The sequence below is a fragment of the Luteibacter sp. TLI7-4A genome (assembly GCF_056754745.1).
This window is the reverse complement of the sequence record NZ_JBPGWO010000001.1, coordinates 3,692,501-3,703,988: the sequence shown is the minus strand read 5'-3', so window position 1 is coordinate 3,703,988 and position 11,488 is coordinate 3,692,501. Positions and strand designations below refer to the sequence as shown.

At 64.5% G+C, this 11,488-nt stretch carries 7 protein-coding genes and 2 rRNA genes (1 of these 9 only partly in view); 3 read left to right on the top strand and 6 right to left on the bottom strand.

Annotated elements, in window-relative coordinates; genetic code table 11:
* Positions 1 to 477: 477 nt before the first annotated feature.
* Positions 478 to 1,086 carry a helix-turn-helix domain-containing protein gene (locus ACR9Y6_RS16245; protein ID WP_481282222.1) on the top strand — a complete coding sequence of 203 codons (609 nt, stop codon included), beginning with the start codon at positions 478 to 480 and terminating at the stop codon, positions 1,084 to 1,086.
* 58 nt (positions 1,087 to 1,144) lie between these two features.
* Here the strand turns inward: ACR9Y6_RS16245 and glyS are convergent, their stop codons facing one another.
* Positions 1,145 to 3,289 (bottom strand): glycine--tRNA ligase subunit beta, encoded by a 2,145-nt coding sequence (gene glyS / locus ACR9Y6_RS16240; RefSeq protein WP_481282221.1) that lies wholly within the window; start codon positions 3,287 to 3,289, stop codon positions 1,145 to 1,147.
* The gene (gene glyQ / locus ACR9Y6_RS16235; protein WP_481282220.1) at positions 3,279 to 4,193 is read right to left on the bottom strand and encodes a glycine--tRNA ligase subunit alpha; all 915 of its coding nucleotides are present in this window, start codon (positions 4,191 to 4,193) and stop codon (positions 3,279 to 3,281) included. Before glyQ ends, glyS begins: the two co-directional genes overlap by 11 nt.
* A 65-nt stretch (positions 4,194 to 4,258) precedes the next feature.
* Between glyQ and tfpB the strand changes: the two genes are divergently transcribed.
* Positions 4,259 to 6,076: a type IV pilus assembly ATPase TfpB gene (gene tfpB, locus ACR9Y6_RS16230; RefSeq protein ID WP_481282219.1), complete on the top strand. Its 1,818-nt coding sequence runs from the start codon at positions 4,259 to 4,261 to the stop codon at positions 6,074 to 6,076.
* On the top strand, positions 6,073 to 6,810 hold the full coding sequence (locus ACR9Y6_RS16225; RefSeq protein ID WP_481282218.1) for a glutamine amidotransferase: 738 nt from the start codon (positions 6,073 to 6,075) through the stop codon (positions 6,808 to 6,810). The genes tfpB and ACR9Y6_RS16225 overlap by 4 nt, the downstream gene beginning before the upstream one ends.
* Here ACR9Y6_RS16225 and ACR9Y6_RS16220 read toward each other — a convergent pair.
* From ACR9Y6_RS16220 to ACR9Y6_RS16205, 4 genes are all read right to left on the bottom strand, one after another.
* Entirely contained in the window at positions 6,799 to 7,482 is a 684-nt protein-coding gene (locus ACR9Y6_RS16220; RefSeq protein ID WP_306849515.1) for a rhomboid family intramembrane serine protease, read from the bottom strand. The two genes, ACR9Y6_RS16225 and ACR9Y6_RS16220, sit on opposite strands and share 12 nt — an antisense overlap.
* Positions 7,483 to 7,484: 2 nt before the next feature.
* Positions 7,485 to 9,023, bottom strand: a complete 1,539-nt coding sequence (locus tag ACR9Y6_RS16215; RefSeq protein WP_481282217.1) for an ExeA family protein — start codon at positions 9,021 to 9,023, stop codon at positions 7,485 to 7,487.
* 404 nt (positions 9,024 to 9,427) lie between these two features.
* Positions 9,428 to 9,542, bottom strand: a 5S ribosomal RNA gene (rrf, locus tag ACR9Y6_RS16210).
* Between the two features lie 120 nt (positions 9,543 to 9,662).
* Positions 9,663 to 11,488 (bottom strand): 23S ribosomal RNA (locus tag ACR9Y6_RS16205) (it continues 1,059 nt past the right edge of the window).

Below are 11,488 nucleotides of genomic sequence, written 5' to 3'. Positions count from 1 at the left end.
CAGGTTTCGCGTCGATCGGCAGTGTGTTTCCCCTGCTGCGGCCCGTGTTTTCAGGCACCTGCCGCATCCCCTCGCATCGCGGTACGCCCGATGCCTTTTCACGTATACGTAAACCGTTGCGCTGCCGCAACACCTCGTTTCACGCAAAAATTACATGCCGGGACAGCCTTTCACGATCCAATCAGACAAGCGACGCAAAAACTTGCGCCCGGTCCGCCACTTACAGGGATCGCCACCGTGACCTTTGGCCTATATGCGATTTTCGCCTAGGAATCATTCCTAGAGAAAACGGGCAATTACTTACAGCCATCGACCAGCTCGCCGCAGGACTTCCCCATCGAGGCAGCGAGAAAATACGGAAACTTCCGGCATGAAAGGCTTTCGAAGGCTAGTCGCTGTACACCAACCATCAGGTTCGCGCGTTGGTTGCGCGTAATCGCCGGGGGGCGGCCTTCTGAATCACGAGGTTTCAATCGCATGAACGACAATTCACGGGGATCCATCCTGGCAGACGCCGCCCACGTGGGACTGGAAATCGGGCGTGTCGACACCGCGGTGCCGACGTCCTCGTTTGCCACCCGCGTGCGCGCGGTCATCAAGATGTGCGGCAGCGTCAGTGAGATCGCCCGCCGTTGCGGCTTCTCCGAGGGCGTCGTACGCAGCTGGCGGGACGGCAACACCGACCCCTCCCGGGGCCGGTGCGTGACGATGGCCAAGACCCTGGGCCTGTCGCTGGTCTGGCTCGCCGCCGGCGAGGGCCCGATGATGCTCGATGGCTCGGGCGACGACGCCGTGGCACGCACCGAGTCCTCGGAATCCACGCGTGGCCGCGACGGCCGCGAGATATCGGCCACCGCTCCGGGCATGCTGGACCCGTCGCGCCTCGCCGCGGCGATGAAGCTGCTGCAATCGGACATCGAGATGGCCGGCAGCCGCTTCTCGCCCGTGCGCCACGCCGACCTGGTAGCCGAGATGTATTCGATCCTCAGCCGTTCCGGCGAGCAGGACTACGCGGACCGGATGGTCGCCTTCAGGCGCACGGTGGTGTCTCGCATCCACGACGACAAGGGCGTCGCGGTAGCCTGATGCCGCGCCAACGCGTTGGCGCGCGAGTTACCGCGCGCCACACGTCACGGCCGTGAGATCACAGCCGTGAAATATCGGCGATCGCTCCGAAACTGGCTTTCAACTGCGCCAGGAGCGCCAGGCGATTGCTGCGCACGGCCGGGTTCTCCGCGTTGACCAACACGTCGTCGAAGAAGCGGTCCACGGGCGCTTGCAGCGCGGACAGCCGCGCCAGCGTGCCGGTGTAGTCGCCACCGGCCAGCAACGTCCGGGTATCCGCGCGAGCGGCATCCAGCGCCGCGTGCAACTCACGCTCCGCATCCAGCTCGAAATGCGCCGGATCGACCGTGCCCGGGACCGGCGCGGCGTTGGCTTCCTCCGCCTGCTTGCGCAGGATATTGGCCACGCGCTTGTTCGCCGCGGCCAGGCTGGCCGCCTCGTCACGGCGGGCGAACTCGGCCACGGCGCGCAGGCGGCGGTCGAAGTCGGGCAGCGTCGCCGGCGTCACGGCCAGGACGGCTTCGAACTGGTCGGCCGAATACCCCTGGTCGGCATAGTAGCCGCGCAGGCGATCGAGCACGAAGGCGTGGACCTCGTCACCAAGTTCGCGGCGGCGGGCGCCGATGTCGACGGTCGGAGCCTTGCCGTCCTTGCCGGGCTTCACGCCGGCGACCAGGGCGGCTTCCGGAACCAGTTCGAACGCCTCCGTCAGGGTGGCGCGCAGGTCGATGTCCAGGCCGCCCTCGATCAGGGTGCGCGCCAGGCCGAGCGCGGCGCGGCGCAGGGCGAACGGGTCCTTGTTGCCGCTGGGTTTCATGCCGACGGCGAAGATGCCCGCGAGGGTGTCCAGGCGTTCCGCCACGGCCAGCACCTGGCCGACCTTGCCGGCGGCGATGGCATCGCCACCGAAACGCGGCTGGTAGAAGCTGTCGAGCGCATCGGCCACCTCGGTCGCGATACCCTGGCGCGTGGCGTAGTAACGACCCATCACGCCCTGCAATTCGGGGAATTCGCCGACCATCCGCGTGAGCAGGTCGCACTTCGCGAGCGCGGCGGCATGGGTGGCCTGGCCGGCATCGACGCCGACCCGGTTGGCGATGATGCGCGCCAGTTCGGCGACCCGCACGGTCTTGTCCCATAGGCTGCCCAGCGACTGCTGATAGGTGACGTTCTTCAGACCTTCCTGGTAATCGGCCAGCGGTGTCTTGAGGTCTTCGTCCCAGAAGAACTTCGCGTCGGCGAAGCGCGGGCGGATCACGCGCTCGTAGCCTTTGCGGATCTCCGCGGGATCGCGGCTTTCGATGTTGGCCACGCCGATGAAGTGTTCCGTCAGCCTGCCCTCGGCATCGAACACCGGGACGAACTTCTGGTTGGTCTCCATGGTGGTGACCAGCGCTTCGGGCGGCACGTCCAGGAACTCGCGCTCGAACGTGCAGGCGATGGCGACCGGCCACTCGGTGAGGTTGGCGATCTCGTCGAGCAACCCTTCGGAGAGGCGCGGGATACCACCGGTGGCGAGGCGGGCGACCTCATCGCGTACCCGCTGGCGACGCGCGGCAGGATCGGCGATGACGTGCGCATGGCGCAACGCGTCGAGCCAGCTGTCGGCGTCCGCCACGTGCACCGGCTTGGGATGGTGGAAGCGATGACCGCTGCTGAGGCGGCCGCTCGTCAGGCCGAGGATCTCGCCGTCGACGATATCCGCGCCATGCAGCATCAGCAGCGTATGCACCGGGCGTACGAAGCTGTCCTCGCGATTGCCCCAGCGCATGGCCTTGGGGATCGGCAGCGCCTTGAGCGCCTCAGTCACGATCTCGGGCAACAGCGCCGCCGTGGGCTGTCCGGACTTCACGGCGCGGAAGACGAACCACGCCCCCTTGTCGGTTTCGAGCTTCTCCAGCGCGGAAACCTCGACGCCACAGGATTGCGCGAAGCCGACCAGCGCCTTGCTGGGCTCGCCATCGGCGCCCAGGCTGGCGGCCACGGCGGGACCGCGGCGTTCCACGTTCTGCTCGGGCTGGGCCATGGCGACGTCCGCGATGTGCACGGCGAGACGGCGCGGCGATGCGTAGGTTTTTGCCGAAGCGTAGTCGGCCGCGATGCCGCGCTTCTCCAGGCCCTCGACGACTCCGCGTGCGAAGGCGCCGGCAAGGTCATCGAGCGCCTTCGGCGGCAGTTCCTCGGTGCCCAGCTCGATGACGAGGGGCAGTCGCTTATCGGCCATGGGCGGCCTCCTTGTCGTTCTTCAGGCCCGGGAAGCCGAGCTTCTCGCGCTGGGCCACATAGGCCTCGGCCACGCTGCGTGCCAGCGTGCGCACGCGCAGGATGTAGCGCTGGCGTTCGGTCACGCTGATGGCGCGCCGGGCGTCGAGCAGGTTGAAGGCGTGGCTGGCCTTGCAGACCTGCTCGTACGCGGGCAACGGCAGGCCCGCGGCGATGAGCTTGCCGGCCTCGCTCTCGCATACGTCGAACCAGTGCAGCAGTTCGGCCACGTTGGCGTATTCGAAATTGTAGGTGCTCTGCTCCACTTCGTTCTGGTGGAACACGTCACCGTAGGTCACCACGCCGTGGGGGGCATGCGTCCACACGATGTCGTAGATGCTGTCGACGTTCTGCAGGTACATCACCAGGCGCTCGAGGCCATAGGTGATCTCGCCCGTCACGGGCCGGCATTCCAGGCCGCCGGCCTGCTGGAAGTAGGTGAACTGGGTCACCTCCATGCCGTTCAGCCAGACCTCCCAGCCGAGCCCCCAGGCACCCAGGGTGGGCGATTCCCAGTTGTCCTCGACGAAGCGCAGGTCGTGTACCAGCGGATCGATGCCCAGCGCCTTCAGCGAGCCGATGTAACGTTCGAGGATGTCGTCCGGGTTCGGCTTGAGCACCACCTGGTACTGGTAGTAGTGCTGCAGGCGGTTCGGGTTATCGCCGTAGCGGCCATCCGTCGGGCGGCGGCAGGGTTGGACATAGGCGGCGGCCCAGGGCTCGGGTCCGAGCGCGCGGAGGAAGGTGGCCGGGTGGAACGTACCCGCACCGACCTCGGTGTCGAGCGGCTGGACCAGCACGCAGCCCTGGTCCGCCCAATAGCGGTTCAGGGTCTGGATCACGTCTTGGAAGGTGGGCGCGGACATGGTTCCCGAGTCCTTGAGAAAGCGGGCTAGTATAGCGGCGTAGGATTCACACAGGGTCGGACGCAATGGCAGTCAATCCGCATCCCGGCGCGCTGCTCGGCCGCCGAGGCCGGCTGGAACTGGACGAGGTGCTCGCCTCGCTCGTCGTCGACGGGTACCTCACCGGCGAGGACGCCAAGCGTGTCCGCATGAGCTCGCGCAGCGGCAAGTCGGCCATCGAGTTGCACCCCCTCGTGCTGGTCGCCAACAGCAAGCTGGAAAACCGCCGGGAGACGGGGCGTCCACTCAGCCTGGAAACCCTGATGGAATGGCTGGCCGGCAAGGCCGACCTGCCCTACCTCAAGATCGACCCCATGAAGGTCAACGTGGCCCAGGTCACCCAGGTGGTGAGCAGCGCCTACGCGCAGCGCCATCGCATCCTGCCCGTGGCCGCGTCGTCCGGGGAGGTCACCTTCGCCACGGCCGAGCCCTTCGACATGGCCTGGGCGAACGACCTGGCCCACATGCTCCGCCGCGATGTCCGCCGCGTGGTGTCGAATCCGATCGACATCAACCGTTACCTGCTCGAGTTCTACGGCGTGCAGCGGTCGATCCAGCTCGCCCAGGACGCCAAGGGGGGCAGCGAACCCAACAAGATCATCAACTTCGAACAGCTGGTCGAACTCGGCAAGTCCGGCGAGGTCGGTGCGGACGATCGCCACGTCGTGCACATCGTCGACTGGCTGCTGCAATACGCCTTCGAACAACGCGCATCGGACATCCACCTCGAGCCGCGACGCGACGCCGGGCAGATGCGCTTCCGTATCGACGGCGTGATGCAGAAGGTGTTCGAGCTACCGCCGCCAGTGATGACCGCCGTGACGGCGCGCGTGAAGATCCTCGCGCGCATGGACGTGGCGGAAAAGCGCCGTCCGCAGGATGGCCGCATCAAGACGCGGTCGGCGGGGGGGCGCGAAGTGGAATTGCGCATATCCACCATGCCGACCGCCTTCGGCGAGAAGGTGGTGATGCGTATCTTCGATCCCGACCTGGTGATGAAGGATTTCGCGCAGCTGGGCTTTTCGGCCGAGGAAGATCGCATCTGGCGAGGCATGGTCGAGCGTCCGCACGGCATCGTGCTGGTGACCGGCCCCACCGGCTCGGGCAAGACCACGACGCTCTATTCGACGTTGAAGCATCTTGCGCGACCGGAACTCAATGTCTGCACGGTCGAAGACCCCATCGAAATGGTCTCGCCCGAACTCAACCAGATGCAGGTGCAGCCCGGGATCGAGCTGGATTTCGCCGCTGGCGTGCGGACGCTCCTGCGCCAGGACCCGGACATCATCATGATCGGTGAGATCCGCGACCTGGAAACCGCGCAGATGGCGGTGCAGGCCTCGCTCACCGGCCACCTGGTCCTGTCGACCCTGCATACCAACGATTCGCCCAGCGCGGTGACCCGCCTGCTCGACCTGGGCGTGCCGCACTACCTCATCCAGTCCACGTTGACGGGTGTCGTCGCCCAACGATTGGTGCGCACGCTTTGCCCGCACTGCAAGACCACGGGCATGCAGGATCCCGACGCATGGGGCGTACTCACCCACGGCTGGGATATTCCCGTGCCGGAACGCGTATTCGAACCGGTCGGGTGCCTGGAATGCCGCAAGACGGGCTTCCTCGGCCGCACCGGCGTCTACGAGATGATGCCTGTCTCCGCGAGGCTTCGTTCGATCATTTCGTCCGAACTCGACCTCGGCAAGTTCGGCGGCGCGGCCCTGCGCGAAGGCATGAAACCACTGCGCATCTCGGCGGCCATGCAGGTGGCCGCCGGGCTCACTACCGTACGGGAAGTACTCAATGTGCTCCCGCCCACCGATATCGACGACAGCATCCAACCATGAAGCCCGTTCTCATCGTTCGTACCGGGCGTGCGCCCGAGGCCATCAGCGCTCGTCATGGCGATTTTCCACGCTGGTTCCGGCTTGGCTTGCGTCTTCGCGACGCGCACGTCCGCGTGATCGACGTCGAGCAGGGCGATCGCCTGCCCGATCCCGATGACTGCGCGGGCGCCGTGATCACCGGTTCAGCGTCGATGGTAACGGAGAAGCTGCCCTGGAGCGAACGCACGGCGGCATGGATTCGCAACGCCATGGACGTCGACCTGCCGATGCTGGGCGTGTGCTACGGGCACCAGCTGATGTCGCATGCGCTGGGGGGCCGGGTGGATTACCTGCCCGGCGGCCGCGAAATGGGCACGCTGCGCATCATGACGCAGGGCGATGCCGTGAAGGACGCCCTCGGTGCTGGCCTGCCGCAGGAGTTCCATGCCCATGCCACGCACGAGCAGAGCGTCATGGAATTGCCCCATGGCGCGGTATCGCTGGCGCGGTCCGACCGTGATCCGCACCACCTCGTCCGCTACGGCAAGCACGCGATCAGCACGCAGTTCCATCCGGAGTTCTCCGCCGAGGTGATGCGCGCCTATATCCGGCGCAAGCACGACGTGCTGCGTGAAGAAGGCCACGCTCCCGATGCATTGCTTGCCGCGGTCGTCCCTACACCCGATGCGACGATGCTGCTGCGCAACTTCGTACGCGAGCACCTGCTCGCCTCGCGCGAGATGTCAGCCGCGTAAACGGCGGGCGATGGCGCCACGCGAGAACAGCGCGAACACGATGCCGAAGAGGAAGCCGCCGATGTGGGTCCACCAGACGACGGCACCGTAGCTGGCGCCCGCGTAGCTGAAAAGCAGCTGCACGAGGGCCCAGATGCCGATCAACACGAAGGCAGGCACGCGGACGAACTCGAGGTACAGGCCGAGCGGTAGGACCAGGCCGAGTTTCGCGCGCGGGAACAATGTGACATAGGCGCCCACCACCGCGGATACCGCGCCGCTGCAACCGATGATCGCCACGCGCACGCCGGTGAGCGAAATCGCACCGATAAGATTCGCCACCACGCCACCCAGCAGGAACAGCAGCAGGAACCGCGGCGATCCGAGGCTCCGTTCGGCGGGCAGGCTGAAGATCACGAGGAAGAGCAGGTTGCTCAGCAGGTGCAACCAGCCGCCGTGGATGAACATGGCCGTGAACAGGCGCAGTAGCGCGGGATCGCTCACCTGCTCCCACAAGGGCAAGCCGGTGCCGAACAGGTGCGCGGGCACCGTGCCCCAATGCAGCATGATCGAGATGCGCTCGGTGCGGCCACTCAGGGCCAGCGCGACGAAACTCACCACGCATACGATGACGACGAGCATCGTCGCCCAGCACAAGCGGGACCGCCGCCGGGTATCGACCTGGACGAACATGCTCAAGGCACGCCGCGGGCGAGGTGCGGCCCGTCGGCTTCCAGCGAAGACAGTGCGAACATGGTTTCCGGCCCCACCACGCCGTCGGCGGCGATGCCGAAGCGCTGTTGCAAGGCGAGCACGCGGGCTTCCACCGTGCGGTCGAAGGTGGCCGGCGCCGTGGCCTTGCCGCCGGCCGTGGGATCGGGCGGCAAGCGGCTGAGCAACCAGGCCATTCCGTCACCGCTGGCGCCACGGGCGAGCTTGGGTGGCATCGCCGGGTCGATGCGGAACACGGCGTAGAAACGCCCGTCCCAGATTTTCTCGAAGGCTTCCCGCGTCAGCTCGACGTACTTGCCACCGAGGTACAGGCGCACGGCATCGTCCCCCGCACCGACCAGCAGGACTTGCTGCTTCGCGTCGGCCTCGTCCAGTTCGAGGACGATGGGGCGGTCGAAACGTCGCAACTGGTCAAGGGAGCCACGACCGCTGACGCAGGCGAACCCGGGGAAGATGACGGCATCGCAGTTGATCGCGTTGGCGACGGAGGTTTCCTTCGATGTCACCTGCCAACGGGCGAGAAGCTCGCCCCAGACACGCACCTTGCCCACATCCGGGGTCGGCAGCGCATCGCGGAACCTGGCCAGCGCCTGCTCCGGCGTGACGGTCACCAGGTTCTTGGGCCGCGAGGGACTGTGGCCGGTGAGGAACCAGGTGGCCACTCCGCCGACGAACAGGATGGCCAGCATCGCCCCGATCGCGAGGATCGGCTTGCGATAACGCCGCAGCCAATAGCGCGCGTGCTGCGGCAGGGCCTCGCGCACCACGAAGCCCAGGGCGCGCTCGCCGATGGACTGTTCGCCACGTTCAGCCGCCCTTTCCAGCGCCCGGTGGGCGAGCGTGTTCAGGCGCCGCGGATTGCCTTTGCCATCGTCACGCAGACTGCGCAGGCCGAGGCGGCTGAAAGGCATGCGCGAGGTTCCTGCCACATGCAGCCGATGCCGGACATATCGCTCGCTTTCTTCGGCATTGAGCGGGACGAGAGGAAGCCTGCTGCGAATATGCCCCGTCAACTCGGGAACACCGGCTCCGGCGAAGCGCTCGCGAAGTGACGGTTCCCCGACAAGGACGATGTGAAATGGCGCGGCCGCCTTCTCGCACGCGTTGAACAGACGCGCGACGATGGCCAGGTCGCCGTCGCTGAGCTCCTCCGCGTCATCGAGGATGAGCAGGAAGCGATGGCTGACGTGGTGCGCGAGCCGCCCGAGGCCTGCGGCCAAACCGTCGACGAGATGTTCTTCGGTATTGGCTTCGGCGCTCAGCGGCAACGGCAGGCCGAAGCCGGCATAGAGGGAGCGGAGCCAGGCAACGGTTTCCAGGGCATAGTCGCCGGCACCGTGGCGCACCGCGCGCACGCCATGATTCGGCGCATCCGCCTCGATGAGCATGCATAGCAGCGTCTTGCCGATACCCGGCTCGCCTGTCACCAGACTGACGCTGGAGGTGCTGGAGCCAAGCTCGTATTCGACATGCGCGAGGATCTCCCGCTCGCGCGTGAACAAGCACGCAAACCGGAGGTCCGGTGCATCGCCGAACGGAGGCTCACGCAGCCCGAAAGTCTGTAGATACATGGGCCTAATGTAGCCGATCGGCCGTGATGGGTGGCATGACCCGATGGCCTCGGGAGCTGGTGGGCGACTACGCGGTGTGAGTGGCCTTGGCTCGGGCGAGGAGCCGCGCTGGCGCGGGTGGGAGCCGACCGTGTCGGCGATAGGTGCGTGGGGTGGTCTGGCCCGCTGCCGCGGGATCGCCGACAGGGTCGGCTCCCACCGGCAAAGAAAAAACCCGCCACGATAGCTCGTGACGGGTTTTTGGGATAAAGCCCCTGGCGGTGACCTGTTGCGGGTCGCGCTGCGCGCAAAGAAAAAACCCGGCCTCTGACGAGACCGGGTTTTTGGGATAAAGCCCCTGGCGGTGACCTACTCTTGCATGGCTTGAGCCACACTACCATCGGCGCATGCGCGTTTCACTTCTGAGTTCGGGATGGGATCAGGTGGGACCACGCCGCTATAGCCGCCAGGGAAGGGGTGGGAGCAGCGCAGATGCGCCGGCTCCACAGAGGGTGTAAACGAGTGACAAGCGTCCGGGTTTTCATCGAACCGCGAGTAAGCGATAAAGACGGTGAAGCGTCTTGGGGTTATATGGTCAAGCCTCACGGCTCATTAGTACGCGTAAGCTCAATGCATTGCTGCACTTCCACACCGCGCCTATCAACCACCTAGTCTTGATGGTGCCTTAAGGAGAGTCAAGCTCTCGGGAGATCTCATCTTGGGGCGTGCTTCCCGCTTAGATGCTTTCAGCGGTTATCACTTCCGTTCGTAGCTACCGGGCAATGCCATGGGCATGACAACCCGAACACCAGCGGAACGTCCACTCCGGTCCTCTCGTACTAGGAGCAGCCCCCCTCAAATCTCCAACGCCCACGACAGATAGGGACCGAACTGTCTCACGACGTTCTGAACCCAGCTCGCGTACCACTTTAAATGGCGAACAGCCATACCCTTGGGACCGGCTACAGCCCCAGGATGTGATGAGCCGACATCGAGGTGCCAAACACCGCCGTCGATATGAACTCTTGGGCGGTATCAGCCTGTTATCCCCGGAGTACCTTTTATCCGTTGAGCGATGGCCCTTCCATACAGAACCACCGGATCACTAAGACCTACTTTCGTACCTGCTTGATCCGTCGATCTCGCAGTCAAGCACGCTTATGCCTTTGCACACAGTGCGCGATGTCCGACCGCGCTGAGCGTACCTTCGTGCTCCTCCGTTACTCTTTGGGAGGAGACCGCCCCAGTCAAACTACCCACCATACACGGTCCCCGATCCGGATTACGGACCTAGGTTAGAACGTCAAGCACTTCAGGGTGGTATTTCAAGGATGGCTCCACCGAAACTAGCGTCTCGGTTTCATAGCCTCCCACCTATCCTACACAGAAGAACTCAACGTTCAGTGTAAAGCTATAGTAAAGGTTCACGGGGTCTTTCCGTCTTGCCGCGGGAACGCTGCATCTTCACAGCGATTTCAATTTCACTGAGTCTCGGGTGGAGACAGCGCCGCTGTCGTTACGCCATTCGTGCAGGTCGGAACTTACCCGACAAGGAATTTCGCTACCTTAGGACCGTTATAGTTACGGCCGCCGTTTACTGGGGCTTCGATCAAGAGCTTCGCCTTGCGGCTGACCCCATCAATTAACCTTCCAGCACCGGGCAGGCGTCACACCCTATACGTCCACTTTCGTGTTTGCAGAGTGCTGTGTTTTTGATAAACAGTCGCAGCGGCCAGGTTACTGCGACCCCTCGATGCTCAGTCACGCACGTGACCACACCAAGAGGCGCACCTTCTCCCGAAGTTACGGTGCCATTTTGCCTAGTTCCTTCACCCGAGTTCTCTCAAGCGCCTTGGGATTCTCACCCTGCCTACCAGTGTCGGTTTACGGTACGGTTTTTCTACAGCTGAAGCTTAGTGGCTTTTCCTGGAAGCGTGGTGTCAGTCACTTCGTCCTCATAGGACTCGTCTCGGTGCTCGGCATAGAGATTCCCGGATTTGCCTAAGAATCATGCCTACCGCCTTTCCCCAGGACAACCAACGCCTGGTAGACCTAACCTTCTCCGTCCCCACATCGCACTGTAGAAAAGTGCAGGAATATTAACCTGCTTCCCATCGACTACGCATTTCTGCCTCGCCTTAGGGGCCGACTCACCCTGCGCCGATGAACGTTGCGCGAGGAAACCTTGGGCTTTCGGCGGGGGGGCTTTTCACCCCCCTTATCGTTACTCATGTCAGCATTCGCACTTCCGATACCTCCAGCAAGCCTTACGACTCACCTTCACAGGCCTACGGAACGCTCCTCTACCGCGCACACCTCAAAAGGTGTGCACCCCGAGCTTCGGTGCATAGCTTAGCCCCGTTAAATCTTCCGCGCAGACCGACTCGACCAGTGAGCTATTACGCTTTCTTTAAAGG

Bases quoted from the DNA above. Each gene is read 5' to 3' on its own strand.
- ACR9Y6_RS16245 (WP_481282222.1), top strand. From the start codon at position 478: ATGAACGACAATTCACGGGGATCCATCCTGGCAGACGCCGCCCACGTG.
- glyS (WP_481282221.1), bottom strand. From the start codon at position 3,289: ATGGCCGATAAGCGACTGCCCCTCGTCATCGAGCTGGGCACCGAGGAA.
- glyQ (WP_481282220.1), bottom strand. From the start codon at position 4,193: ATGTCCGCGCCCACCTTCCAAGACGTGATCCAGACCCTGAACCGCTAT.
- tfpB (WP_481282219.1), top strand. From the start codon at position 4,259: ATGGCAGTCAATCCGCATCCCGGCGCGCTGCTCGGCCGCCGAGGCCGG.
- ACR9Y6_RS16225 (WP_481282218.1), top strand. From the start codon at position 6,073: ATGAAGCCCGTTCTCATCGTTCGTACCGGGCGTGCGCCCGAGGCCATC.
- ACR9Y6_RS16220 (WP_306849515.1), bottom strand. From the start codon at position 7,482: ATGTTCGTCCAGGTCGATACCCGGCGGCGGTCCCGCTTGTGCTGGGCG.